General features: G+C 52.0%; 23 protein-coding genes. 11 read left to right on the top strand and 12 right to left on the bottom strand.

What is annotated here, in order from left to right:
• Positions 1-5: 5 nt before the first annotated feature.
• Entirely contained in the window at positions 6-269 is a 264-nt protein-coding gene (xseB, locus tag SGBXF1_RS05020; protein ID WP_037424311.1) for an exodeoxyribonuclease VII small subunit, read from the bottom strand.
• Between the two features lie 232 nt (positions 270-501).
• Here xseB and thiI point away from each other — a divergent pair, with 232 nt between their 5' ends.
• On the top strand, positions 502-1950 hold the full coding sequence (gene thiI, locus SGBXF1_RS05025) for a tRNA uracil 4-sulfurtransferase ThiI (RefSeq protein WP_037424314.1): 1449 nt from the start codon (positions 502-504) through the stop codon (positions 1948-1950).
• 150 nt (positions 1951-2100) lie between these two features.
• Here the strand turns inward: thiI and yajL are convergent, their stop codons facing one another.
• On the bottom strand, positions 2101-2691 hold the full coding sequence (yajL, locus tag SGBXF1_RS05030) for a protein deglycase YajL (RefSeq protein ID WP_186427928.1): 591 nt from the start codon (positions 2689-2691) through the stop codon (positions 2101-2103).
• Positions 2654-3565: a 2-dehydropantoate 2-reductase gene (panE, locus tag SGBXF1_RS05035; protein WP_186427929.1), complete on the bottom strand. Its 912-nt coding sequence runs from the start codon at positions 3563-3565 to the stop codon at positions 2654-2656. Before panE ends, yajL begins: the two co-directional genes overlap by 38 nt.
• A 182-nt stretch (positions 3566-3747) precedes the next feature.
• Here panE and SGBXF1_RS05040 point away from each other — a divergent pair, with 182 nt between their 5' ends.
• On the top strand, positions 3748-4239 hold the full coding sequence (locus SGBXF1_RS05040; RefSeq protein WP_037424321.1) for a YajQ family cyclic di-GMP-binding protein: 492 nt from the start codon (positions 3748-3750) through the stop codon (positions 4237-4239).
• 203 nt (positions 4240-4442) lie between these two features.
• On the opposite strand, the gene SGBXF1_RS05045 is transcribed toward SGBXF1_RS05040, so the two are convergent.
• The 8 genes from SGBXF1_RS05045 to SGBXF1_RS05080 form a co-directional block, all read right to left on the bottom strand.
• Complete coding sequence (locus SGBXF1_RS05045) at positions 4443-5807, bottom strand: MFS transporter (RefSeq protein ID WP_037424323.1); 1365 nt, start codon at positions 5805-5807, stop codon at positions 4443-4445.
• Between the two features lie 349 nt (positions 5808-6156).
• Positions 6157-7047, bottom strand: coding sequence for a heme o synthase (cyoE, locus tag SGBXF1_RS05050; RefSeq protein WP_012005526.1), 891 nt, complete (start codon positions 7045-7047; stop codon positions 6157-6159).
• A gap of 17 nt (positions 7048-7064) precedes the next feature.
• Entirely contained in the window at positions 7065-7403 is a 339-nt protein-coding gene (locus SGBXF1_RS05055) for a cytochrome o ubiquinol oxidase subunit IV (RefSeq protein WP_037424324.1), read from the bottom strand.
• Entirely contained in the window at positions 7400-8017 is a 618-nt protein-coding gene (locus SGBXF1_RS05060; RefSeq protein ID WP_037424326.1) for a cytochrome o ubiquinol oxidase subunit III, read from the bottom strand. Before SGBXF1_RS05060 ends, SGBXF1_RS05055 begins: the two co-directional genes overlap by 4 nt.
• On the bottom strand, positions 8007-9998 hold the full coding sequence (cyoB, locus tag SGBXF1_RS05065; RefSeq protein ID WP_061806792.1) for a cytochrome o ubiquinol oxidase subunit I: 1992 nt from the start codon (positions 9996-9998) through the stop codon (positions 8007-8009). Before cyoB ends, SGBXF1_RS05060 begins: the two co-directional genes overlap by 11 nt.
• 3 nt (positions 9999-10001) lie before the next feature.
• Entirely contained in the window at positions 10002-10952 is a 951-nt protein-coding gene (cyoA, locus tag SGBXF1_RS05070) for a cytochrome o ubiquinol oxidase subunit II (protein WP_037424327.1), read from the bottom strand.
• Positions 10953-11393: 441 nt separating this feature from the next.
• Positions 11394-12872, bottom strand: a complete 1479-nt coding sequence (gene ampG / locus SGBXF1_RS05075; protein WP_186427930.1) for a muropeptide MFS transporter AmpG — start codon at positions 12870-12872, stop codon at positions 11394-11396.
• A 53-nt stretch (positions 12873-12925) separates the two neighbouring features.
• The gene (locus tag SGBXF1_RS05080) at positions 12926-13504 is read right to left on the bottom strand and encodes a lipoprotein (RefSeq protein ID WP_037424332.1); all 579 of its coding nucleotides are present in this window, start codon (positions 13502-13504) and stop codon (positions 12926-12928) included.
• 365 nt (positions 13505-13869) lie between these two features.
• Here SGBXF1_RS05080 and bolA point away from each other — a divergent pair, with 365 nt between their 5' ends.
• From bolA to SGBXF1_RS05125, 9 genes are all read left to right on the top strand, one after another.
• Positions 13870-14184: a transcriptional regulator BolA gene (bolA, locus tag SGBXF1_RS05085; protein ID WP_004940361.1), complete on the top strand. Its 315-nt coding sequence runs from the start codon at positions 13870-13872 to the stop codon at positions 14182-14184.
• Positions 14185-14550: 366 nt separating this feature from the next.
• Positions 14551-15855 carry a trigger factor gene (tig, locus tag SGBXF1_RS05090; RefSeq protein WP_186427931.1) on the top strand — a complete coding sequence of 435 codons (1305 nt, stop codon included), beginning with the start codon at positions 14551-14553 and terminating at the stop codon, positions 15853-15855.
• A 563-nt stretch (positions 15856-16418) separates the two neighbouring features.
• Positions 16419-17042, top strand: coding sequence for an ATP-dependent Clp endopeptidase proteolytic subunit ClpP (clpP, locus tag SGBXF1_RS05095; protein WP_020825491.1), 624 nt, complete (start codon positions 16419-16421; stop codon positions 17040-17042).
• A gap of 163 nt (positions 17043-17205) precedes the next feature.
• The gene (gene clpX / locus SGBXF1_RS05100; RefSeq protein WP_061806794.1) at positions 17206-18477 is read left to right on the top strand and encodes an ATP-dependent protease ATP-binding subunit ClpX; all 1272 of its coding nucleotides are present in this window, start codon (positions 17206-17208) and stop codon (positions 18475-18477) included.
• A gap of 194 nt (positions 18478-18671) precedes the next feature.
• A complete protein-coding gene (lon, locus tag SGBXF1_RS05105; RefSeq protein ID WP_037424338.1) occupies positions 18672-21026 on the top strand; it encodes an endopeptidase La in 2355 nt (784 codons plus the stop codon).
• Positions 21027-21242: 216 nt separating this feature from the next.
• Positions 21243-21515, top strand: a complete 273-nt coding sequence (gene hupB / locus SGBXF1_RS05110) for a nucleoid-associated protein HU-beta (RefSeq protein ID WP_006319790.1) — start codon at positions 21243-21245, stop codon at positions 21513-21515.
• Positions 21516-21697: 182 nt separating this feature from the next.
• A complete protein-coding gene (gene ppiD / locus SGBXF1_RS05115) occupies positions 21698-23584 on the top strand; it encodes a peptidylprolyl isomerase (protein WP_186427932.1) in 1887 nt (628 codons plus the stop codon).
• 139 nt (positions 23585-23723) lie between these two features.
• The gene (locus SGBXF1_RS05120; protein WP_130379483.1) at positions 23724-24110 is read left to right on the top strand and encodes a ComEA family DNA-binding protein; all 387 of its coding nucleotides are present in this window, start codon (positions 23724-23726) and stop codon (positions 24108-24110) included.
• Between the two features lie 156 nt (positions 24111-24266).
• Positions 24267-24683 (top strand): acyl-CoA thioesterase, encoded by a 417-nt coding sequence (locus tag SGBXF1_RS05125; RefSeq protein WP_037424348.1) that lies wholly within the window; start codon positions 24267-24269, stop codon positions 24681-24683.
• A 114-nt stretch (positions 24684-24797) separates the two neighbouring features.
• On the opposite strand, the gene queC is transcribed toward SGBXF1_RS05125, so the two are convergent.
• Positions 24798-25496: a 7-cyano-7-deazaguanine synthase QueC gene (gene queC / locus SGBXF1_RS05130; RefSeq protein ID WP_061806798.1), complete on the bottom strand. Its 699-nt coding sequence runs from the start codon at positions 25494-25496 to the stop codon at positions 24798-24800.
• Positions 25497-25592: the final 96 nt, after the last annotated feature.

Genomic DNA, 25592 nt, shown 5'->3' on the forward strand with positions numbered 1-25592 from the left:
GGTGATTACTCGGCATCCGGTGTGAAAGGCGCCAGTGCAGTATCATCGGCACTGTCGTTAAGCAGAATTTGTACGCGTTGCTCCGCTTGTTGAAGCTTCTGCTGACCCTGACGCGCCAGCTGTACGCCACGCTCGAACTCATTGAGTGCATCTTCCAACGGCAATTCACCCGATTCCAGACGCGTTACGATGCTTTCAAGCTCGCTGAGGGAGCTTTCAAAGCTGACGCTTTGCTCTGTACTGTCTGATTGTGCAGGTTTTTTCGGCATAATTTTCTTTTTACATCATCATGTGAACAGTAGCGCCAGAGCCTATCCTAGCGGATTTTGATTAGCAAATCATGGCGCGCATGTGTGGTTTTGTGCACCGAGCCCCACCAGATGGTGGTATACTCTGCGCCGCAAATGCGATTGATAAAACATTCGGCAGCCCCGAGGGTTTTATCAATCGCATATACATTGTAAATCCTTTTCCCACGTAATTCTGACAATAAAGACCGCCATGAAGTTTATCATTAAATTGTTCCCGGAAATCACCATCAAGAGCCAATCTGTGCGCTTGCGCTTTATCAAGATCCTCTCGACCAGTATCCGCAACGTCCTGAAGCAGTATGATGAAACACTGGCGGTTGTCCGTCACTGGGATCATATCGAAGTTCGCGCCAAAGATGAAAATCAGCGTCCGATTATTGCTGACGCACTGACGCGCATTCCCGGTATACACCACATTTTGGAAGTGGAAGACCGTGACTATACCGACATCCACCATATTTTCGAGCAGACGCTGGAAGCCTACCGTGAACAATTGGAAGGTAAAACCTTCTGTGTGCGCGTCAAACGCCGTGGCAAGCAGGACTTTAACTCCCAGGACGTTGAGCGTTACGTCGGCGGCGGTCTGAACCAGCATATTGAAAGTGCACGCGTTAAGCTGTCGCATCCGCAGGTGACGGTCAATCTGGAAATTGAAGACGACAAGTTGATGTTGGTGAAAGCCCGTCGTGAAGGCATTGGTGGTTACCCTGTGGGTACACAGGAAGACGTGCTGTCGCTGATTTCTGGTGGTTTCGACTCGGGCGTTTCCAGCTATATGCTGATGCGTCGTGGTTGCCGCGTACATTATTGCTTCTTCAACCTGGGGGGCGCGGCGCATGAAATTGGCGTGCGTCAGGTAGCTCACTACCTGTGGAACCGTTTTGCCAGTTCGCACAAGGTGCGGTTTATCGCTATCGATTTTGAACCTGTGGTGGGCGAGATCCTGGAAAAGGTCGAAGACGGCCAGATGGGTGTGGTGCTTAAGCGCATGATGGTTCGTGCTGCTTCGCAGATTGCCGAACGTTATGGCGTGCAGGCACTGGTGACCGGTGAGGCCTTGGGCCAGGTGTCCAGCCAGACGCTGACGAACCTGCGCCTGATCGACAATGCGTCCGATACGCTGATCCTGCGTCCGCTGATCTCCCACGATAAAGAGCACATCATCAAAGTGGCGCGTGAGATTGGCACCGAGGATTTTGCCAAGACTATGCCGGAATACTGCGGCGTGATTTCGAAAAGCCCGACGGTAAAAGCAATCAAAGCGAAAATCGAAGAAGAAGAGGGTAACTTTGATTTCAGCATTCTCGATCGTGTGGTGAGCGAAGCCAAGAACGTGGATATTCGTACTATCGCCGAGCAGACGCAGGAACAGGTTACCGAAGTGGAAACCGTGGCGGCGTTTGGCACTGACGAGGTGATCCTGGATATTCGTTCTAACGACGAACAGGAAGACAAGCCACTGAAGTTGGATCAGGTTGAGGTAAAATCACTGCCGTTCTACAAGCTCAGCACCCAGTTTGGCGATTTGGACCAGAGCAAAACCTACCTGCTGTACTGTGAGCGTGGCGTGATGAGCCGCCTGCAGGCGCTGTATTTGCTGGAGCAAGGGTTCACTAACGTGAAGGTCTATCGCCCATAATCCACTTCATACTTAAAGCTGCAACTGTGTTGGCTGCGTACACTGATCTCGGTCACTTACTCAGGTAAGCTCCCGGGGATTCGCGTACTAGCCGCCTTGTTGCAACTTCAATTATTTTGCGGATTTTAGACTTTATTTCAGAACGGGGGATTAATCGCGGAAATCGTACATCCCCGGTATTAACACCAGCTGAGCGGCGATCTCCGCCGCTTTGGCTTTACCCAGCAGCAAATCAATTAGCTTCAGCGCAAACTCCATTGAAGTTCCCGGCCCCTGGCTGGTGAGCAGATTAACGCGCGCATCATAAACCACACGGCGCTCCATCCATTTATCCGCGGGAATGTGTTCTTTCAACCCTGGGAACCCGGTCATATTGCCGATGGGGAACAGATCGTGGTGTTGTAACACCAGTGCCGGTGCTGCACAGATGGCGGCGACGATATGGCTTTGCAGATGCATTTGGCGCACTTTCTCCACCAGCAGTGGACTGTCACGAAAACATTCGGCACCTTTCAATCCGCCGGGTAGCACGATGGCATCAAAAGGCTCGTCCACAATCGACACCAGCGAGGCATCCGCCAACAGTTTAACGCCGCGTGAACAGACAATTGTCAGATCGCCATCGCTCGCCACACTGGCCGTGGTGACTTTAACGCCTGCTCGCACCAGCAGATCGATGGTGGTGACGGCTTCGGTTTCTTCGCTACCAGGTGCCAGGCAGACCAGCGCCGATACGCTCATATTCATTTTCCTTTCGCTTTATCAATTCAAACAGCCGCGCATTTTCTGGCAGGGTTACGCCATGGCTACGTGCGCGGCGCAGCAGGTAGCCGGTAATGTAGTCGATCTCTGTGTGGCGTTGGGTACGGATGTCTTGCAGCATCGAAGAAATGTTGTCTGCGGTACTCTGGATCACGGCCATGACGTACTGTAGCAACCCCTCGCAAGAGGTGTGGTAGCCCTCCATTTCCATCACACTGGAGACTTCGCGGCAGATAGCTTCAACTTGCTCTGGATAGCGCTGAAGATCACCATTACGGCAGTTATACAGCGCCGTTAACGGGTTGATCACGCAGTTGACGGCTAACTTACGCCAATTCGCAGAGGCAATATTATTGTGCCAGGCGACATCCGGCAACGCTTGATGTAACACCTCTGCCAGGTGGCTGAGGGATATCGCCGCAGGGGAGGTCGGGCCAATATGAGTGGTTCCGCCAGCGACATGGATAATAGTGCTGCCGTCATGGCGTGCTGCATGGGTTGTCGTCCCCTGCAATATCGGCTGGTTGTTTGCTGGAAGTTCGTCCTGAGTACCCATACCGTTATGCAGTAACAGGATGGCACAGCGCGGGTTTAACTTCGGCAACAGCGCACTGACTGCGCCGGACACCTGCCAGGCTTTCAAGGTGACCAGTAGCAATTCACTCTGCGCCAAATGTTCGGGATCGTTAGTGGGCAAATTACGGTTGAACGAGGGGCCATTAGGCTCAATTACGTTCACTGCGCAGAAAGGCTGTGGCACCCGTAACCATCCCTGTACGTCGTGGCCCTGCTGATAAAGCCGAGAGAGCCACAGCTGTCCGAGCGCACCGCAACCAAGAATAGTTATTTTCATCCAGACTCCTTGGGGGAACGGGGATATCGCTCAATTACTGTCGTATAATTATAGACTTTTCTGCTGTTCGACGGGTTATTCGCCAACAGGTTAGGCAGATTTTGCCTGAGGCCTTAAAGCGGTTATCATGCTCGGCATCGAAATCGCCTATCGCATTAGGCTCTCATTCAGGAGGAAGAAGTATGCCATCTTTCGACATTGTTTCCGAAATTGATATGCAGGAAGTGCGTAACGCCGTTGAGAACGCCACGCGCGATCTTGGCACCCGTTGGGATTTCCGTAACGTGCCGGCCAGTTTTGAGCTGAACGAAAAAGACGAAAGCATCAAAGTCGCCAGCGAGTCTGATTTCCAGGTGCAGCAGTTGCTCGATATTCTGCGTGAAAAGCTGAGTAAACGCAGCATCGAAGGCAGCGCGCTTGAGATCCCGGAAGAAATGACCCACAGCGGTAAAACCTACAGTGTGGACGCCAAGCTCAAACAAGGTATCGAAACCGCCCAAGCGAAGAAAATCGTCAAGCTGATCAAAGATAGCAAGCTGAAAGTCCAGGTACAGATTCAGGGTGATGAAGTGCGGGTAACCGGCAAATCACGTGACGATCTGCAGGGCGTGATGGCGCTGGTACGCGGTGCCGATCTGGGACAGCCGTTCCAGTTCAAGAACTTCCGCGATTAAGGTTTTAGCGAAGGTGAAGATCTTGAAGGGCCAGCTTGCTGGCCCTTTAGTTAGATGACAAAGTTGTCTTTGAATCCGAGATACTCGGGCCTAGCGCACCGAGGGGCGCTCCGGCGGGCAAGCCGCTACGACCCCTTCGGCACGCTCTCCCTAATAATGGGCTTTGTCAGTAGTCTGAAGGGCCAGCTTGCTGGCCCTTTTCTTTACAGTGAATTCACCAGCGCTTCCAATTGGCCGCGGTTGGTTTGTTTGGTATCGACCTTTACGTAGGCGCTGCGTTCTTCCGGCACCACTATCGCTTCCGCCACACCCGGCTGGGCTTTCAGACGGCTTTCCAATGCTGAATCTTTCACGGCCAGTTCCGACAGGGTAATACGCAGGCTACTGACGTAGGGCGGTTCTTGCATGGTACTGCTGACCAAGAACCAAATGGCAGCCAGCACCGCGCCAGCGATAAACACCAGTCCAGCGCCTTGGAGGCCATACAGGAAACCGCCCAGACTGCCACCGATCGCCACGCCAATAAACTGGCTGGTAGAGTACACGCCCATCGCTGTGCCTTTATAGCCCGCCGGAGACTCTTTACTGATCAATGAAGGCAAGATTGCCTCCATGACGTTGAATGCCATAAAGAACAGCTGTACACCCGCAATAATGCCCCACAGGTGTGCGCCGGACAGCCACAACAGTATTTCAGCGCAAAACAGCACCGCCACGCAACCCATGAAGACTTGCTTCATTCGGCGTTTCTTCTCGGCATAAATGATAAAGGGTACTACGGCGGCGAAAGAAACCAGCATGGTAACCAGATAGACAATCCAGTGTTCGCTTGGTACCAAACCGGCTTTTTCCATCGCCAATGGCAGTGCCACGAAGCTGGACATCAGCAGAATATGCAGGCACATGATGCCGAAATTCAGTTTTAGCAGACGGGAGTTGCTCAGCACTTTGCTGAAACTACCGCGAACTATACTGGATTCACGGTTCAACACGTGATGGCTTGCGGAAGGCACAACCGCTAGAGTAATCACGATACCGGCCAATGCCAGCACGGCAATCATCCAAAACAGTGCATGCAGACCGAAGGCGTGGGTGACAATCGGGCCGACGACCATGGCAATTGCGAAGGTAATACCGAAGCTGACCCCGATAAATGCCATGGCCTTGGTACGGTTCTGTTCCCGAGTGAGGTCAGACAGTAACGCCATGACTGCCGCCGCGATAGCACCAGAGCCTTGTAATGCCCGACCAAGAATTACGCCCCAGATAGAATCGGTTGCGGCGGCGATAACGCTGCCAAGCGCAAAGATCAGCAACCCGCCGACGATCAGTGGTTTGCGGCCGATACGGTCTGAGATCAGACCAAAGGGGATCTGGAAAACAGCCTGCGCCAGGCCGTAAATACCGATGGCAATACCGATCAATGTTTCGCTGGCACCGTTCAACGCCATGCCATAGGTGGTCAGTACCGGCAGCACCATAAACATGCCGAGCATGCGCAGTGAAAATACCGTTCCTAATCCCCAGGTCGCCCGACGTTCCAGTGGGGTCATTGCATTATCGTTCATTAAAACCTCATTAAAAGCCATTCCGTCAGGTTATCGGTGATAACGCCTGATGGGATAGCTTCTGTTAAAACTGCGTCATTTTAGTGTGAAGGGCAGGGGGGGTAAATCTAATGTTGTTTAGCAGATATTACAGTTCGTCGGCTTTTGGGCGAGACAAATAAAATGGGCCGCGAAGGCGGCCCACAAAACAGCTAACAAAGACTCTGCAACTAGAAGTAATGAATTAAGTACTAATAGAAACAAAGGATTATGTCTGCTGCCTTACCCAAACATCCGAAAACCACGTTTTTCGGGTGTTTGTCACCAATTTAATGGGCCGCGAAAGCGGCCCATTTACAGACGATTTGGCTTACCAGACGTAAGTCATCAGCGCTTCCGGCGCCGCTGTGGCGCTGAAGTCGATAGACATCATGACGCTCAGCGAGGTAATGGCAACGATCGAGAACACGAATAGCTTACGTGCCCAAACGCTGTCATTTTCGGTTTTGTAACCACGCAATGCCATGCCCAACCACCATACGCTTACCGCCGCAGCGACGATCAGGTATTTGTAGCCGGCGTAGCCGCCCAGGGTCAACATCAGAGTGGCAATCATAAACGCCACAATGTAGACCGTGATGTGGTTCTTCGCGACCGAAATGCCTTTGACGACCGGCAGTACCGGAATGTTGGCTGCCTGGTAATCTTTAAAGCGGAAGATGGCAATCGCATAGGAATGCGGCATCTGCCACAGGCTAAAGATAGCCAGCAGGATCAACGCACCGGCATCGAACTCGTTGGTGACTGCGCAATAACCGATAACCGGTGGCGCAGCGCCCGACAAGCTGCCGATCAACGTGCCGTATACCGAGTGGCGTTTCATGTACAGGCTATAAACGCCGACATAAACCACGAAGCCCATCACCGCCAGCCACATGGCCAGCGGGTTAGCACCGATATACAGCAACGCAAAGCCCGCAATACCCAGAGCGGTAGCATAAACCAGGCTTACACTCGGCGCGATCAGGCCCTTAACCAGCACCCGATTCTTCGTTCTCTCCATTTTCTTGTCGATGTCGCGGTCAATGTAGTTGTTAAATACACAGCCCGAAGCGACAACCAACGAGACCCCCACCAGGGTGGCGAGAAACAGGGGATAGTCGATGCTCCCTTTGGAGGCGAGCAGGAATCCCCCGACGACAGAAATTAAATTGCCGAAAATAATTCCTGGTTTAGTTACTTGCAGGTATTGCTTAATCATCACGTCCAGCTCTGCTCTTAATCGACCATCATATTGATGTTGAGGTTGTACATAATCCAGAGTGAACCCACAACAACGATACCGATGATCATAGCGGTGAACAGCAATGCCACCAGGTTCCAGCGCTCTTCCGATGAGGTATTCATGTGCAGGAAGTAAATCAGGTGAACAACCACCTGAATCACGGCCATGCCGACTACAACCGCCAGGATAGTGGAGTGAGAGGCCGCGCCGCTCATCACCATCGCAAATGGAATCACCGTCAGGATGATCGACAGAATAAAGCCGATCAGATAGGTCTTAACGCTACCGTGGCTTGCGCCGCCGTGAGAAGTTTCATGGGATGAATGACTCATGACATAACCCCCAGCAAGTAAACAACGGTGAATACGCAGATCCAGACCACATCCAGGAAGTGCCAGAACAAGCTCAGGCACATCAGACGGGTTTTGTTAGTTGATGTCAGACCACGCTTGCTGACCTGAATCATCATGATAACGATCCAAACCAGGCCGGTAGACACGTGCAGACCGTGGGTAGCAACCAGTGCGAAGAAGCCGGACAGGAACGCACTGCGATCCGGACCATAGCCTTCAACGATCAGGTGATGGAATTCATAGATTTCCATCGCTACGAAGCCCAGACCAAACAGGAAGGTCAGGAACAGCCAGGTATTAACGCTGCCAACCTTGCCTTTGTTCATGCCGATCATCGCCATACCGTAGGTGATGGAGCTGAACAACAGCAGGAAGGTCTCAACCAGAACAAACTTCAGATCGAAGATGTCTTTGCCAGAGGGACCGCCAGCGGTCCCGTTCACCAGTACTGCATAAGTCGCGAACAAGCTCGCAAACAAAATACAGTCGCTCATCAGGTAGATCCAGAATCCGAAGACTTTGGTCTCTCCTGCGTCGTGGTGCCCATGCTCTGCATGGGCTGCGTTATGGTTAGTCAGAGTATCAGTTGACATGTTTCACGCCTGCTTTGCTGATTTGTTCATAGTGTTGGTTTTCAATGCGCTCGATTTCATCAACCTGCACATAGTAATCAACATCTTCATCGAAGCTCTTGGCAATCCAGGTCACGATCATACCTACGAAGGCTGCGATCGCCATCCACCAGATGTCCCAGATCATCGCGAAACCAAATACCAGGCTGAAGCCAGCAATAATCACACCGGCACCGGTATTTTTCGGCATATGAATCGGTTCGTATTTCGCCGGTTTCTTATAAGCTTCGCCTTTTTCTTTCATGTCCCAGAACTCATCACGGTCATGAATCTGTGGCACTACAGCAAAGTTATAGAACGGCGGTGGAGACGAAGTAGACCACTCCAGCGTACGAGCACCCCATGGGTCACCGGTCAGGTCACGGTTCTGCTCACGGTCACGCACACTGACGTAGATCTGAATCAGTTGGCACAAGATACCGCAGGCAATCAGAGCCGCGCCGCCAGCTGCTACCAGCAGCAGTGGGTGGAACTCTGGGTTGATGTTCTGGCTGATACGACGAGTCATACCCATAAAGCCCAGAGCATACAGCGGCATGAAGGCCACGAAGAAACCGATGATCCAGAACCAGAACGCACGGATACCCCAGGTTTCGTTCAGCGTGAAGCCGAAGGATTTAGGGAACCAGTAAGTCAGGCCAGCGAAGCAACCGAACACCACACCACCGATAATCACGTTATGGAAGTGGGCAATCAGGAACAGACTGTTGTGCAGCACGAAGTTCGCACCCGGTACTGCCAGCAGAACGCCGGTCATCCCACCTACGGAGAAGGTGATGATGAAGCCGATGGTCCACAGCATTGCGGAATTGAGCTGAATGCGGCCCTGGTACATGGTGAACAGCCAGTTGAAGATTTTCACCCCGGTCGGGATGGAAATGATCATGGTGGCGATACCGAAGAAGGCGTTAACGTTCGCGCCGGACCCCATGGTAAAGAAGTGGTGCAGCCATACGATGAACGACAGAACGGTAATCGCGATGGTTGCCCATACCAGTGAGGTATAGCCGAACAGGCGTTTTCTTGAGAAGGTCGCGGTGACTTCAGAGAACACACCAAACACTGGCAGCACCAGGATATACACCTCTGGGTGACCCCAGGCCCAAATCAGGTTGATGTACATCATCATGTTGCCGCCCATATCATTGGTAAAGAAATGGAAGCCCAGGTAGCGATCCAGGGTCAGCAACGCGATGGTAACAGTCAGAATTGGGAAAGAAACGATGATCAGGACGTTAGTACACAGCGCCGCCCAGGTGAACACCGGCATCTTCATCAGAGGCATGCCAGGAGCACGCATCTTCATGATGGTTGCGAAGAAGTTCACACCGGTCAACAAGGTACCCAGACCAGAAATCTGCAGACTCCAGATCCAGTAATCGACCCCGACGCCAGGACTGTATTCCTTACCTGATAGCGGCGGATACGCCAGCCAACCGGTCTGCGCAAACTCACCCACCCCCAGAGAGATGTTGATCAGGACGACACCCACCACGAAGAACCAGAAACTCAGGGAGTTCAGGAACGGGAAGGCAACGTCGCGCGCACCGATTTGCAAGGGTACAACCACGTTCATCAGGCCGACCACGAAAGGCATCGCCATGAAGAAGATCATGATTACGCCGTGGGCGGTAAAGATCTGGTCGTAGTGGTGCGGTGGCAGGAATCCGGCCTCGCCGGCGGACGCAAGCGCCTGCTGGCTACGCATCATGATGGCATCGGCAAAACCACGCAGCAACATAACCATTGCCACGATGATGTACATGATACCAATTTTTTTATGGTCGACCGAAGTCAGCCAATCGCTCCATAGCCATTTCCACTTGCCGAAATAGGTTATCAGCGCCAGCAGTGCCAGGCCCCCGATAACAATTGCAGCAACGGTGACCATGATGATCGGTTCGTGGTACGGAACCGCATCAATCGTTAATTTTCCCAACATCAGTTATTCCTCGGCTCCGGCGTGAGCTGCATGTTCACCCATGTCCATACCCTGGCTCATGTCCATACCTTCGTGCGTGGTAGCGCCCTTGTGCATGTTCATATCGCCCATAAATTTGCCAATAGTTTCTTTGAACAAATTCGGTTTGACACTGGAGAAGTACTCAACCGGGTTATTTTCACTCGGCTCTGCCAGTTTGTTAAAGTCGCTGGTGGCGTTAAGGTTAGTCGACGATGCTTTCACCTTGGCAACCCACTGATCGAAGTCGCCTTCGGTTGGGGTGACAATGGCGGTGAATTTCATGCCGGAGAACCCGCGACCGCTGAAGCTGCTGGAAATACCGTCGTATTTGCCGGCTTCATTGCCGATCAGGTGCAGTTTAGTCTGCATCCCGGCCATCGCATAAATCTGCCCGCCTAACTGTGGGATAAAGAACGAGTTCATTACCGAGTTAGAGGTGATTTTGAATTCAACTGGAACGTCTTTCGGGAAAGCCAGCTCATTAACCGTTGCGATGCCTTGTTCCGGGTAGATAAACAGCCATTTCCAGTCGAGCGACACCACTTCGATCGTCATCGGCTTCTTGTCAGTGACAATCGGCTTGAACGGATCGAGTTCGTGGGTAGTCTTCCAGGTAATGGTGCCAAGGATGGCGATGATAATGATAGGAATGGTCCAGACGACCGCTTCGATTTTGTTGGAATGTGACCAGTTCGGACTGTATTTGGCGTCTTTGTTGGAAGCACGGTACTTCCAGGCAAAGGCGAACGCCATAAAGATAACTGGTACCACTACGATCAACATTAATGCGATTGCAGTGATAATCAGTGTCCGTTGCTCAACACCAATTGCTCCTTTGGGGTTCATCAATACCATATTGCAACCACTGAGCATTACAGTGGAAGCAATTAATGACAACATCCCAATACTTTTATTGTATTTCTTAAGTCTCATCTAACGACCTCAATTACAAAGGCTCTATTGTCGTTTCATGTGTGCGGGCATTTTACGGGAAGGTTGCAGTACTGTAAACATGCTTAAGGGAGTGTCAGCGCCTTGTTGACACTTTCTGTTAAGGGTGTCACAGATGTCACGCTGCGTGACAATTTACTAATGGCAACAACGCGTTGGCACGCTGAATCGTTCCGGGTGGAACCTATGTTAAGGAAAACTAAAGGTATGATGAGTTTGGCAGATTAAGCTGTCGTTTTTAAATACGCAGTAAAGGTTTATTTAATGTAAAATAAATGTGTATTAAAAGTGAATTTAATTTTATTTCCGAGTGCGTTACTCGGAAATAAAAAATAATTTACTCGCCAATTATGTTTTTTATCCGAAATAAACTCATCACGCTGATGCATTTTTGCCGACCGGTGTGAACACCGGTCGGTGATATCACGCCAATTTAGTACGGCGTAGTGCCAGATAGTCCAGCATACTGCCCATCGCAATGCCTACCAGACTCAACGCGGCACCAAACTGCAACAGTCGATCAGCCAGATTTGGAAAGGCACTCCAGTCAAGAGCGTTGGTGATCAGCAGAACCAGCCACAGCCCCAATAAAGAGCAGCCTAGTGTCAGCATGCGCAATGCCCAACGGTAAAACTGGCGGAACTCGGTACGTGGCATGAAGTCATCGGTACGCTGGGTATATTCCAGCGTCTGACGACACAGACGCAGCAGCAACAGCCCAGGCAGGGCGGCGACGATCGAGAACAAATAGAATAGCGGCCAGCCGTGCGCTTCGACAAACCAGCCGGCAATAGGGCCCACATAAACACGCCCGACGGCGGACAGTGCAGACAAAAGGGCAAACTGGGTGGCGGAAAATGACTTGTTGCACAGTGTCATCAATAACGCGACGAAGGCTGCTGTCCCCATACCACCGCACAGGTTCTCCAGGAAGATAGCACTGCCCATGGTCATAATGTTTTTATCGGTAACAGCAAGGATCCAATAACCGAGATTGGAAACTGCTTGCAGGATACCGAACAGCATCAGGGCGCGGAACAAACTGAGGCGCTGCATCAGCACGCCGCCAAACAGCGCACCGACGATGGTGGCGAACAGACCCAGTGTTTTATTCACCAAACCAACTTCCCCAGCATCGAAGCCGACGCCGCGGATCAGGAAGGTGGTGCTCAGGCTGCCGGCAAAGGCATCGCCCATTTTGTACATCACGATCAACAGTAAAATCAGCCAGGCGTTGTTACGTGCGAAGAAATCACGTAACGGGGCAACCACGGCTTGTTCCATGGTGCGTGGTGCTGGAATGCTGTCGTCCGGTTCTGGGGCCATTAAGGTGGCGGCGATACCAATCAGCATCAGTCCTGCCATTAGCCAATAGGTTGACTGCCAGCCGAAGTAACGATCTGCCAGCCAAAGTGCTAACCCACCGGAGACCAGCATCGCCAGACGATAGCCCAGAACTGAGATAGCGGCGCCGGTGCCGCGATCTTCGGCGTTCAGTAGATCGGTTTTATAGGCGTCAAAAACGATATCCTGCGATGCAGAACAGAAGGCGACCAGTACCGCCAACGCTGCCAGCCACCAAAGATCTTGCGCCGGTTGCATAAAGCCCATCGCGACGATTGATGCCACCAGCAGTAATTGGCTGATCAGCAACCAGCCACGCCGCCGCCCAAGGAATGGCGGGGTATAGCGGTCCATAAAGGGTGACCACAGGAATTTGAACACATAGGCCTGTCCAACCAGAGAGAAAATACCAATGGTTTTCAGATCGATGTTTTCGACGGTCATCCAGGCTTGTAGCGTGCCGGAGGTCAGTGCCAGTGGCAGACCCGACGCAAAGCCCAGCAGCAGGAGGATGGCAGAATTACGCTGGGTGAAGATATTCAGATACTGTTTCGACATGAGTTCCCTGTCTGCACCGCCCGACGATCCGGGCGGCACAAGGCGAGCGCGGCTTAACGCGCGTTTTGCTTGATAAAGTCGTTGACGCTGGTGTCTTGCGCCATATCGGCAATAACGTCACCCAGCACGCTGTTGACCGCGTTGGTGATTTTCTCGTTGGTTGCGGTGAAGGCGCCCTGAACGTTATACGTTGAGCGGTAGTTCTTCACCTGCTTGCTGCCGTTCTTCGCCTGAGCGATGATCGAAATATCAGCCTTGGTGGTGATGTTGTAGCGGAGATTACCTTCAGAGACGTCCGCATACAGATTATTCACGACGATTTGCAGGTCAACTGCACCGTCTGCGCCAATCATGTAGCCGCGGGCGCCCATTTGTTTCTCTAACACTTCTTGCAGCAGGAAGCGCAGATCACGTGAAGGCGTCAGCGTCACAAGCTGACCGTCGCGATTCACTTTTGCCAGCGCCTGATCTTTACGCTGATCCGCACCGTTAATGCTGATGGTTAAGCCTTGCAGCGTGGGATCTTGCTGCGGCAGTACGATCTTTGGTGTCACGTTCAAGGTGTTGCTGCTGGTAGCACAGCCAGCCAGCATCAGTGCGGCCAACAGTGGAAGGCAAAGTTTTTTCAACATAGTTACTGTCTCATTCTCGATGGATTTTAAGCTGCTGCAAACTGCCAAAGGCAGAGCGGCGGGTTTGAGCACGCTTTCTGTAATAATCAGAGCGGGATAGCCAACAACAAATTGTCGACATCATAGCATCGCCGTCAGCCGGAGGAAGCGCAGAACGCACCGGAGTGACAAATTTTTACCTGCCGTTGATAAAAACATGCTTTTTTGGCTGCCTCAATCAGATAAACCTCAAGCGGCGGTGGATGTTGACCACTTTTTACCCGCAAGAAAGAGAAATTTACCTGAGGAATGGTCTAAAAGGGGGGAAAGCGGCTAATATTGAAATAGATGGGGCGGTCCTCTGCCGGTGTAGTAAAGGAGATCCTATGATTCGCGAGCAAATAGAAGCAAAGTTAAGGGCGGCGTTTGAGCCCGCGTATCTGGAAGTCGTTGATGAAAGTTATCGTCATAACGTTCCGGCGGGTTCAGAAAGCCATTTTAAAGTCGTATTGGTTAGCGATCGCTTCGTCGGCGAACGTTTTCTGACGCGGCATCGTTCAATTTACGGCGTGCTGTCAGAAGAATTGGCAGATGGTGTCCATGCGTTGGCATTGCACACCTATACCCTGAAAGAGTGGGAAGGTTTGCAAGATACCGTGCCGGCATCTCCTCCATGTCGTGGGGCCGGTACCTTAGCCTGATGGCTAAATTTGCGGTATCAGTGGAACTTTGACCACGAATTGGGGTATTACTACAGACGAATTTTGGAACGGCCTGCGGGCCGTTTCTGTTTTTGACGACGACACAGCCGATGCGTCATGCAGCTAAGGCCGGGTCGGTTTCGGCGGCCTTTTGACGATCAAATCGACAAAAGTGTGAGTTTTAGCGCGCCGCCGCCACCTTGCTTTCCTCGACTCGCTCCGCATGCGCCGCTATAATGTCGCGTCTTATTTTTCCGGAATGGTTTCGGGACGCTTCTGTCATCAGGAAACTCGGTTCTGTAATGTAGCCGTCCTGGTTCTTGGAACGGAGTTGACCGAGCACTGTGATTTTTTTGAGGTAACAAGATGCAAGTTTCAGTAGAAACCACTCAAGGCCTTGGGCGCCGTCTCTCTATTACTGTACCCGCTGATACAATCAAGCAGGCTATTAAAAAAGAGCTGATCAACGCGGCAAAAAGCGTTCGTATCGATGGCTTCCGTAAAGGCCATGTACCGATGAACATCGTTGAGCAGCGTTATGGCGCTTCCGTTCGTCAAGACGTGCTGGGCGAAGCGATGCAACGCAGCTTTGTTGATGCGATCATCAAAGAAAAGATCAATCCGGCTGGCGCACCAAACTATGTGCCGGGCGAGTACAAAGAAGGTGAAGACTTCACTTTCGCCGTTGAGTTCGAAGTGTATCCAGAAGTTGAGCTGAAAGGCCTGGATGGCATCGAAGTTGAGAAGCCAGTTGTTGAAGTTAACGACGCTGACGTTGACACCATGCTGGACACCCTGCGCAAGCAGCAGGCGACCTGGAAAGACAGCGATCGCGCAGCGCAAGCTGAAGACCGTGTGACTGTTGACTTCTCTGGTTCCATCGACGGTGAAGAGTTTGAAGGCGGCAAAGCCTCTGACTTCGTACTGGCTATGGGCCAGGGCCGCATGATCCCAGGCTTCGAAGAAGGTCTGGTTGGTCATAAAGCTGGTGAAGAATTCACCATCGACGTTAACTTCCCAGAAGATTACCACGCTGAAAACCTGAAGGGCAAAGCGGCTAAGTTCGCTATCGTTCTGAAGAAAGTTGAAGAGCGTGAGCTGCCAGAGCTGACTGAAGAATTCATCAAACGTTTCGGCGTGGCTGATGGTTCTATCGAAGGCCTGCGTGCTGAAGTGCGTAAAAACATGGAGCGCGAGCTGAAAGGCGCAGTGCGTAACCGCATCAAGACTCAGGCAATCGACGGTCTGGTCAGTGCTAACGAAATCGACGTTCCTGCTGCGCTGATCGACGGCGAAGTTGACGTTCTGCGCCGTCAGGCTGCACAACGTTTCGGCGGTAACGAGAAGCAAGCACTGGAACTGCCACGCGAACTGTTCGAAGAGCAGGCTAAGCGTCGCGTAGTTGTCGGTCTGCTGCTGGGCGAAGTAATCAGCATCAACGATCTGAAAGCTGACGAAGATCGCGTTAAAACGCTGATCGAAGAAATGGCTTCTGCTTACGAAGATCCAAGTGAAGTTGTTGAGTTTTACAGCAAAAACAAAGAGCTGATGAACAACATGCGCAACGTTGCTCTGGAAGAACAAGCGGTTGAAGCCCTGCTGGCAAAAGCGAAAGTGACTGAGAAAGCCACTACCTTCAGCGAGCTGATGAACCAGACTCAACAGGCGTAATGTCTGTACGTCGGGGCGCACATGTTGCGCCCTTGGGACCGGCTTGCTGGATCCTGGCGTTAAAAAAGCCCGTAACCTTCGGTTGCGGGCTTTTCTTTTTGCCACGTCGCTGATTAATCTCAGGTTAAGCGTGACAATATGCACTATATTTACACTGTTGCTCTTGGAACAGTCTGGCATGATGTTTACTGCCAGTAACGTGGGTGCGCAGGGTAACCGCTAAAAATACATTGCCGGGCTTGAAATTCTCTCAGTGGCCCCAATCTGTAAAAAGTATATGTATACCCTATAGCTTTCAAGTTGCAGCTAGGCACCCAGCTCGCTCATCCCCAGGCACTTACTCGAGTAAGTCACTGGGGATGAGCGAGTGCAGGTAACAACGCTGTGACTTGAAAGATGACGGGTATAGGCTGTTTGCCAGAGTGCGCGGGATAAGAAAAACCGTCGGGTACGTGTGGCGCGGGTCGAATGCTTGAGCATAGTCATCATGACCGTTCTCAAGTAGAATCGGTGTAATAGGGTGTAACCCTGGCCGCCAAGGCAATTTCTATTAGGAGACGGTAATGTCATACAGTGGCGAACGAGATCAATTTGCACCTAACATGGCCCTGGTGCCGATGGTGGTAGAGCAGACTTCACGCGGGGAGCGTTCTTACGACATCTATTCCCGCCTGCTGAAAGAGCGCATTATTTTCCTGACCGGCCAGGTCGAAGATCACATGGCCAACCTGATTGTGGCGCAGATGCTGTTCCTTGAAGCAGAAAGCCCGGAAAAAGACATTTACCTCTACATTAACTCTCCGGGTGGCGTGATCACTGCTGGCATGTCAATCTATGACACCATGAAGTTCATCAAGCCGGACGTCAGCACCATTTGTATGGGTCAGGCGTGCTCGATGGGCTCGTTCCTGCTAACGGCAGGTGCCAAGGGCAAACGCTTCTGCTTGCCGAATTCACGCGTGATGATTCACCAGCCGCTGGGCGGTTATCAGGGCCAGGCGACGGATATCGAAATCCATGCGCGGGAAATCCTGAAGGTGAAGGCACGTATGAATGAGCTGATGGCGGAACATACCGGCCAGTCATTGGAGCAGATCGAACGCGATACCGAGCGCGATCGCTTTATGACCGCGGAAGAAGCGGTAGAATACGGTCTGGTTGACGGTATTCTGACGCACCGCAAGTAGCACCACGCGGCTGGCGAGGTAATATGTGCGAGCCGATAGACTATAGTAATCAGAGCGGGCGCGGCTCGCTCTGGTGAGCATTATCGGCATTCCCGGTATGAATTTGGGGCGCACGGCCGCCGTGATTTTCCTGCGGGACAAAGACTAAAGAAGAGGTTTACTGATGACAGATAAGCGCAAAGACGGTTCAGGAAAGCTGCTGTACTGCTCTTTCTGCGGCAAAAGCCAGCATGAAGTGCGTAAGCTGATTGCCGGTCCGTCAGTGTATATCTGCGATGAATGTGTTGACCTGTGTAACGACATTATTCGCGAAGAGATTAAAGAAGTTGCCCCGCATCGTGAGCGCAGTGCGCTACCGACGCCGCACGAGATCCGCCACCATCTGGATGACTACGTCATTGGTCAGGAGCAGGCGAAGAAAGTGCTGGCGGTTGCGGTGTATAACCACTACAAACGCTTGCGCAACGGCGATACCAGCAACGGTATTGAGTTGGGCAAAAGCAACATTCTGCTGATTGGCCCGACCGGTAGCGGTAAAACCTTACTGGCGGAAACCTTGGCGCGCTTCCTGGATGTGCCTTTCACCATGGCCGATGCCACCACACTGACCGAAGCCGGTTATGTGGGTGAGGACGTGGAGAATATTATCCAGAAGCTGTTGCAGAAATGTGACTACGACGTGCAGAAAGCACAGCGCGGCATTGTCTACATCGATGAAATCGATAAGATTTCTCGTAAGTCAGACAACCCGTCCATTACCCGTGACGTTTCGGGTGAAGGCGTGCAGCAGGCATTGTTGAAACTGATTGAAGGCACCATTGCTGCTGTTCCGCCGCAAGGTGGTCGTAAGCATCCGCAGCAGGAATTCCTGCAAGTTGATACTTCGAAAATCCTGTTTATCTGTGGTGGCGCATTTGCCGGCCTGGATAAGGTGATCGGTCAGCGCGTCAATACCGGTTCCGGTATCGGCTTCGGCGCAACCGTGAAGGGTGAAGCAGAGAAAGCAACTGAAGGTGAATTGCTGCTGCAGGCTGAACCGGAAGATCTGATCAAGTTTGGTTTGATCCCAGAGTTCATCGGTCGTCTGCCAGTGGTCGCTACGCTGAGCGAGCTGAGCGAAGATGCACTGATCCAGATCCTGAAAGAACCGAAAAATGCTCTGACCAAACAGTATCAGGCGTTGTTCAATCTGGAAGGTGTCGAACTGGAGTTCCGTGAAGAAGCGCTGAATGCTATCGCCAAGAAAGCCATGACACGTAAAACCGGTGCACGTGGCCTGCGTTCTATCGTGGAAGGCGCGCTGCTGGATACCATGTATGACCTGCCATCTATGGAAAGCGTCGACAAAGTGGTGATCGACGAGTCGGTCATTGCCGGTCAGTCCAAGCCGTTGCTGATTTACGGCAAGCCGGAAGCACAGGCTTCAGGCGAATAATTCGCCAGTCAAACCAGAAAGTTAATACCAAAATGGGGGATTTTATCCCCCATTTCTTTTTCCTGCATTCTTGCCGTTGAATGTAAGAGATTCATCCCCATATACTCATTAACCAGATTTTATGAAACGTTTGATGCTTGCGTCTCATGAGATTCCCCTCAACCTGGCGGAAGTTAAACTTAAGAGAGAGCTCTATGAACCCTGAGCGTTCCGAACGCATTGAAATCCCCGTCTTGCCATTGCGCGACGTGGTGGTTTATCCGCACATGGTGATCCCGTTATTTGTTGGCCGGGAAAAATCGATTCGGTGCCTCGAAGCAGCAATGGATCATGATAAGAAGATCATGCTGGTGGCACAGAAAGAGGCCTCAACGGATGAACCTGGCATTAATGATTTATTCTCTGTCGGTACCGTAGCGTCGATCCTGCAGATGCTGAAATTGCCTGATGGCACGGTAAAAGTGCTGGTAGAAGGCCTGCAGCGGGCACGTATTACTACGCTTTCCGATAGCGGTGAGCATTTTGCTGCCCAGGCAGAATATCTTGAGTCGCCGGCAATTGATGAGCGTGAGCAAGAAGTCCTGGTGCGTACTGCCATCAATCAGTTTGAAGGCTACATCAAACTGAACAAGAAGATTCCACCGGAGGTGCTGACGTCATTGAACAGCATCGACGATGCTGCACGCCTGGCGGATACCATCGCCGCGCACATGCCGCTGAAACTCAGCGACAAGCAATCCGTACTGGAGATGTTCGATATTACTGAACGTCTGGAGTACCTGATGGCGATGATGGAGTCGGAAATCGACCTGTTGCAGGTTGAAAAACGTATCCGTAACCGCGTCAAAAAACAGATGGAAAAAAGTCAGCGCGAGTACTATCTGAATGAGCAGATGAAGGCGATTCAGAAAGAACTGGGCGAAATGGACGACGCGCCGGACGAGCATGAAGCGCTGAAGCGTAAGATTGAAGCGGCCAAAATGCCGAAAGAAGCGCGCGAAAAAACCGAAGCGGAACTGCAAAAGCTGAAAATGATGTCACCGATGTCTGCGGAAGCGACCGTTGTACGCGGCTACATCGATTGGATGTTGCAGGTACCGTGGAATGCACGCAGCAAGGTGAAGAAAGACCTGGTCAAGGCCCAGGAAGTGCTCGATATCGATCACTACGGCCTGGAGCGCGTCAAGGATCGTATCCTTGAGTATCTCGCCGTGCAGAGCCGCGTTAGCAAAATCAAAGGGCCGATCTTGTGTCTGGTAGGGCCTCCAGGTGTGGGTAAAACCTCGCTGGGCCAGTCGATCGCTAAGGCGACCGGCCGTCAATACGTGCGTATGGCGCTGGGTGGCGTGCGTGATGAAGCGGAAATCCGCGGGCATCGACGTACCTATATCGGTTCAATGCCGGGCAAACTGATCCAGAAAATGGCCAAGGTTGGGGTGAAGAACCCACTGTTCCTGTTGGATGAGATCGACAAAATGTCTTCGGACATGCGTGGCGATCCTGCTTCTGCACTGCTTGAAGTGCTGGATCCGGAACAGAACGTGGCGTTTAACGATCACTACCTGGAAGTCGATTACGATCTGTCCGACGTAATGTTTGTTGCCACCTCGAACTCGATGAACATTCCTGCGCCGTTGCTGGACCGTATGGAAGTGATCCGCCTGTCAGGCTATACCGAGGATGAGAAGCTTAATATCGCCAAGCAGCACTTGCTGCCGAAGCAGCTTGAGCGCAATGCCCTGAAGAAAGGTGAACTGACGGTAGACGACAGCGCCATTGTCGGCATTATCCGTTTCTACACCCGTGAAGCTGGGGTGCGTAGCCTGGAGCGTGAAATCTCCAAGCTGTGTCGTAAAGCGGTGAAAACGCTGCTTATGGACAAGAAGGTCAAGCATATTGAGATCAACGGCGACAACCTGAAGGATTATCTGGGTGTACAGCGTGTCGATTACGGCCGTGCAGATACCGAAAACCGTGTGGGCGAAGTTACGGGTCTGGCGTGGACGGAAGTGGGTGGCGATTTGCTGACCATTGAAACCGCCTGTGTACCGGGCAAGGGCAAGCTGACCTACACCGGTTCTCTGGGTGAAGTGATGCAGGAATCGATTCAGGCAGCACTGACCGTCGTGCGTGCTCGCGCGGACAAATTGGGTATTAACCCTGATTTTTACGAGAAGCGTGACATCCACGTGCACGTGCCGGAAGGCGCTACACCGAAAGATGGTCCAAGTGCCGGTATTGCGATGTGTACAGCGTTGGTTTCCTGTCTGACAGGCAACCCGGTTCGCGCCGATGTGGCAATGACTGGTGAGATCACGTTGCGTGGCCAGGTATTACCTATTGGTGGCCTGAAAGAAAAACTGCTGGCAGCGCATCGCGGCGGTATCAAAACCGTGCTGATTCCATTTGAGAACAAGCGCGATCTGGAAGAGATTCCAGACAACGTTATCGCCGATCTGGAGATTCATCCGGTGCAACGAATCGATGAAGTTTTGAACCTTGCGTTGCAAAACCCGGCCTTCGGCGCACTGCCGGTAGCGGCAAAATAGTGACGAATCGCAAAAACCATTGATAAAACTTATGCTGGCAAGTCATTTCGGACTTGCCAGTCTTTTTTTGTACCGCTAAGTTAGAAAGCTATCGACCCGCGTTTTGTCACGCTTTCGGTGGCTTGCCAAGGTTCGATGGGATTGATATAACAGCTGCGCTGTCGCAACCGTAGGGATTTTTCGGTGCGACGATTGAATTCTAGAGGGGATGATAGAGTGAATAAGTCACAACTGATCGACAAAATTGCCGCAGGTGCTGATATTTCCAAAGCGGCAGCTGGACGTGCTTTAGATGCAGTCATTGCATCTGTTACCGAATCCTTGAAGGAAGGGGATGACGTGGCTCTGGTTGGTTTCGGTTCTTTTACAGTGCGTGAGCGTTCAGCCCGTACTGGCCGTAATCCACAAACCGGTAAAGAGATCAAAATCGCGGCAGCCAAAGTTCCGGCCTTCCGTGCAGGGAAAGCGCTGAAAGACGCAGTAAACTGATTGTTTGCGTCTAACCGTTTAGCGTTACAGGGTTTTGTAATAAACAATCACCTGACGCAACGGTGCTGGTAAGGTAAGATATAAGGCGCATCAGATTGATGCGCTTTTTTTATTTTTGTCGCAGGGAATGCGCCTGCGCAAGGGTGTTTTTAATCCACATCACAGCGGAGTGTTGTCACACTATGATGGACAATTTACGCGCGGCAGCTAATAACGTCGTGCTCAAAATCATCCTGGCCCTGATCATCTTGTCATTTATTTTGACCGGGGTGGGTAACTACCTGATCGGCGGTTCCGGCGATTATGCAGCGAAAGTAAATGGTCAGGTGATCGAGCGCGCTCAGCTGGAACAGGCTTTCCAAAGCGAACGCAGCCGTATGCAGCAACAGCTGGGTGACCAGTTCTCCGCACTGGCGGGCAATGAAGGCTACATGCAGCAGATGCGCCATCAGGCGCTGTCACAGTTGATCGACAACATGCTGCTGGATCAATACGCCAAGAAATTAGGCCTGAGCGTCAGCGACGATCAGGTGAAGGACGCCATCCGCAAGGCGCCTTATTTCCAGACTAACGGCCAGTTCGATAACGCGAAATATCTCGATCTGATTAGCCGCATGGGTTACACCGCCGATAACTTTGCGCAATCAATGCGTCAGCAATTGGTGAACCAGCAAGTGATCCAAGCCTTCGGTGGTTCTGGTTTCATCTTGCCATCTGAAGCTCAGGACATGACAGCGCTGGTGTTACAGCAGCGTGATGTGCGTTTGGCGACGCTGGATCTGAAAGCCTTGCAGGCCAAGCAGACCGTGACTGATGATGAGCTGAAAGAGTTCTACAACCAGAACAAGAACAGCTTTATTGCGCCGGAGCAGGTCAAAGTAAGCTATATCCCGATGGATGCTGCCTCTATGCAGGACAAGGTGACGGTGACCGACGCGGATATCAGCGCTTATTACGACCAGCACAAAAGCAGCTATGGCCAACCTGAACGCAAGAATTACAGCGTTATCCAGCTGAAAACTGAGGCAGAAGCCAACGCTGTACTGGATGAGCTGAAAAAAGGCGGCGATTTTGCCACTCTGGCGAAAGAAAAATCTACCGACATCATTTCACGCCGTACTGGCGGTGAATTGGGTTGGCTGGAGCCGGAAACCACAGCAGACGAACTGAAGCAAGCCAACCTGACCGAAAAAGGCCAACTGTCTAGCGTGGTGAAATCCTCTGTAGGTTATCTGATCGTGCGTCTGAACGATATTGAACCTGAGAAAGTGAAGCCGTTGAGCGAAGTGCATGATGCAATCGCCAAACAGGTTAAGCAGGAAAAAGCCGTAGATGCGTATTACGCATTGCAGCAGAAGGTAAGCGAAGCCGCTTCCAGCGATAACGAGTCCCTGGCATCAGCAGAAGAGGCCGCGGGTGTGAAAGCGGCGCACACTGACTGGTTTACTCGCGATGACATCCCGGCGGCACTGAACTTCAAACCTGTGATTCAGTCGATTTTTGACGGTTCACTGATTGGTGAAGGGGGGGCTCCGGGGAGTAACTCTGATGTGATCACCGTTGATGGTGACCGCGCCTTCGTGATCCGTGTTTCTGGCCACAAGCCAGAAGGCATTGAGCCGTTCGACCAAGTCAAAGATCGCGTAGCTGAATTGGTTAAACGTAATAAAGCGGAACAGGAAGCGAAACTGCAGGGCGAGAAACTGCTGGTTGAGCTGAAACAAGGCAAAGGCGACGATGCGATGAAAGCTGCAGGCCTGAGCTTTGGTAGCGTGCAGAAGATGGCACGTGCGCCGGAAGACAGCCAACTGGTGCAGAGCGTGTTTGCGTTGCCGCATCCGCAGGAAGGTAAGCCCGTTTACGGTATGTCGCAGGACAATCAAGGTAACGTAGTGCTGGTTGCACTTGATGCCGTGAATCCTGGCACCTTGCCAGCGGAAGAAATGAAAACCTTCGTCAGCAAAATGGAAGAAGGCGCTACCGGCGTGTCCTTCGACTCTCTGCTGGCCAGCTTGCGTAAAGAAGCCAAAATCACCATGGGCGCCGCTGAGCAGCAGCAACCTCAGTAAAACACCGCAGTTTTCTGCAACGCAATGTAATCCTAAAAGGCCGCTTTCGCGGCCTTTTCCATATCTGAAATCCGTTAATTGCTGAAGATCGTCCGCTGCGGCAAGGTGAGCTTGCTGTTAAACACAAGGAGGATACAGCATGCAACTTACAGAAATAAAAGCGGTTAATGGCCGTGGAGTGAGCTTCAAAGCGTTGTTGGTGGCCGCACTGATCTGCCTTGCAGGACCGTCACTGGCGGCGGAAGAGAAAATGGCGACCGGGCAGGTGCTATCAACACCGTCGGCTAAGGCAGGGCAAGGCGCGGAGGCTGGCGTGGCTACCAATAATGAGGTGTCAGTCAGCATTAATCAGGGGGATGCTGAGCAACTGGCCAGCGCGCTGAAGGGCGTGGGGTTAAAGAAAGCGGAGAGCATTGTGCGCTATCGCGAGCAGAATGGCCCCTTTACACAGATTGAACAACTCCAGGAAGTGCCGGGCATTGGGCCGGCCTTATTTGAAATGAATCGTGCACGGCTCAAAATGTGATGTTACTCACAGCTGAGTGGCAAAGTGCCCATGCAGCTCTTTTTCCTCTGCTACATTTTACAGGTCTTACCAGTTTGGCGGGTTGACCAAACGCGTAAAGGAGCCGCCAGCGGCTCCTTCTTTACTGTAATCACCAGGCAGGAGCAGCCGTACACTATGCACCAGACATTTATCAAAGTCCGTGGTTATCATCTTGATTTTTATCAACATGTTAATAACGCCCGCTATCTGGAGTTTTTGGAAGAGGCGCGCTGGGATTGGCTGGAAAATCAGGAAGGTTTCCGCTGGATGACGGAAAATAACATCGCCTTCATCGTGGTGAACATTAATATAAATTACCGCACACCCGCGTTGTTAGGGGACAAACTGCGTATCGACAGCCAGATGGTGCAGCTTAACGGCAAAAGCGGTGTGCTGAGCCAAAAGGTGATACAAGATGCTGCAGGCACGCCAGTGGCTGATGCCATGCTGACCTTCGTTTGTGTGGATCTGAAAACTCAACGGGCGCTACCTATCGAGGGGCAACTGCGCGAACATTTGCAGGCACTCACGCAGCCGGAAGAGGGTCAGTAAACTAACGGGCGGCAATTCTGCCGCCGTTCTACCTGTCATATTTCAAGCTGCATCCGTGTTGGCTGTGTTTACTGACCGTCTCGACGCAACTCAAATTATTCAGGCTATCTTCACTCAGACCAGACCGGTCTTCTGCTTCAGGCTTGCCATGACTTCGGCTTTGTTGATTTGGTACTGCTGTAGGCCGTTAGCACGTAGATGGCAGGCGGCACATTCACCACAACCGTTGCCCTTGATGCCGTTGTAGCAGGTCAGTGTTTCTTGCTGCACCAATGCCAACTGATGATAGTAATCCGCCAGCGCCCAGGTTTCTGCTTTGTTCAACCACATCAGCGGTGTTTCAAAACGGATATCACGGGCGATACCCAACACTATCGCGTGATTCAACGCTTTGACAAATTCGTCTCGGCAGTCCGGGTAGCCGGAGAAATCGGTTTCGCACACGCCGGTGATCACGGCTTCTGCTTCAACCTGATAGGCATAGATCGCCGCTAGCGTCAGGAACAAAATGTTGCGGCCTGGCACAAAGGTACTTGGCAGCGCATTTTTTTCATCTGGGTTGTAGGCGGGGACCGGAATATTGTCACGGGTCAAGCTGCTGATCGCCAGTTCGTTGAGAAGACCTACATCCAACAGCTTGTGCGCTTTGGCCCCCAGAGCCACCGACAGCTCCTGAGCCACCTCAATCTCAGCGCGATGGCGCTGGCCGTAATCGAAGGTAACGCAGTGAACTTCGTCATACTGCTGTAATGCCTGGATCAAGCAGGTCGTGGAATCTTGTCCACCGCTGAAAACGACAACCGCGCGCTTCATAAAATCACCTTATTGGATTTGGCCTTTCCCGACACACAATCGGGCGGCAGGATAAAAATGCGTTGCGGCAGCAATGGTAGCAGAAATAGCTGAATA

Source organism: Serratia grimesii (assembly GCF_900186025.1).
Classification (GTDB): domain Bacteria; phylum Pseudomonadota; class Gammaproteobacteria; order Enterobacterales; family Enterobacteriaceae; genus Serratia; species Serratia grimesii.

Excerpts from the sequence above, each read along its gene's own strand:
- yajL (WP_186427928.1), bottom strand. The coding sequence starts at position 2,691 with ATGAGCGTATCGGCGCTGGTCTGCCTGGCACCTGGTAGCGAAGAAACC.
- SGBXF1_RS05055 (WP_037424324.1), bottom strand. The coding sequence starts at position 7,403 with ATGAGTCATTCATCCCATGAAACTTCTCACGGCGGCGCAAGCCACGGT.
- cyoA (WP_037424327.1), bottom strand. The coding sequence starts at position 10,952 with ATGAGACTTAAGAAATACAATAAAAGTATTGGGATGTTGTCATTAATT.
- SGBXF1_RS05125 (WP_037424348.1), top strand. The coding sequence starts at position 24,267 with ATGCACCAGACATTTATCAAAGTCCGTGGTTATCATCTTGATTTTTAT.
- ppiD (WP_186427932.1), top strand. The coding sequence starts at position 21,698 with ATGATGGACAATTTACGCGCGGCAGCTAATAACGTCGTGCTCAAAATC.
- SGBXF1_RS05060 (WP_037424326.1), bottom strand. The coding sequence starts at position 8,017 with ATGTCAACTGATACTCTGACTAACCATAACGCAGCCCATGCAGAGCAT.
- ampG (WP_186427930.1), bottom strand. The coding sequence starts at position 12,872 with ATGTCGAAACAGTATCTGAATATCTTCACCCAGCGTAATTCTGCCATC.
- panE (WP_186427929.1), bottom strand. The coding sequence starts at position 3,565 with ATGAAAATAACTATTCTTGGTTGCGGTGCGCTCGGACAGCTGTGGCTC.
- SGBXF1_RS05120 (WP_130379483.1), top strand. The coding sequence starts at position 23,724 with ATGCAACTTACAGAAATAAAAGCGGTTAATGGCCGTGGAGTGAGCTTC.
- thiI (WP_037424314.1), top strand. The coding sequence starts at position 502 with ATGAAGTTTATCATTAAATTGTTCCCGGAAATCACCATCAAGAGCCAA.
- clpX (WP_061806794.1), top strand. The coding sequence starts at position 17,206 with ATGACAGATAAGCGCAAAGACGGTTCAGGAAAGCTGCTGTACTGCTCT.
- cyoE (WP_012005526.1), bottom strand. The coding sequence starts at position 7,047 with ATGATTAAGCAATACCTGCAAGTAACTAAACCAGGAATTATTTTCGGC.
- SGBXF1_RS05045 (WP_037424323.1), bottom strand. The coding sequence starts at position 5,807 with ATGAACGATAATGCAATGACCCCACTGGAACGTCGGGCGACCTGGGGA.
- SGBXF1_RS05080 (WP_037424332.1), bottom strand. The coding sequence starts at position 13,504 with ATGTTGAAAAAACTTTGCCTTCCACTGTTGGCCGCACTGATGCTGGCT.
- xseB (WP_037424311.1), bottom strand. The coding sequence starts at position 269 with ATGCCGAAAAAACCTGCACAATCAGACAGTACAGAGCAAAGCGTCAGC.
- SGBXF1_RS05040 (WP_037424321.1), top strand. The coding sequence starts at position 3,748 with ATGCCATCTTTCGACATTGTTTCCGAAATTGATATGCAGGAAGTGCGT.
- cyoB (WP_061806792.1), bottom strand. The coding sequence starts at position 9,998 with ATGTTGGGAAAATTAACGATTGATGCGGTTCCGTACCACGAACCGATC.
- queC (WP_061806798.1), bottom strand. The coding sequence starts at position 25,496 with ATGAAGCGCGCGGTTGTCGTTTTCAGCGGTGGACAAGATTCCACGACC.
- bolA (WP_004940361.1), top strand. The coding sequence starts at position 13,870 with ATGATTCGCGAGCAAATAGAAGCAAAGTTAAGGGCGGCGTTTGAGCCC.
- clpP (WP_020825491.1), top strand. The coding sequence starts at position 16,419 with ATGTCATACAGTGGCGAACGAGATCAATTTGCACCTAACATGGCCCTG.
- lon (WP_037424338.1), top strand. The coding sequence starts at position 18,672 with ATGAACCCTGAGCGTTCCGAACGCATTGAAATCCCCGTCTTGCCATTG.
- tig (WP_186427931.1), top strand. The coding sequence starts at position 14,551 with ATGCAAGTTTCAGTAGAAACCACTCAAGGCCTTGGGCGCCGTCTCTCT.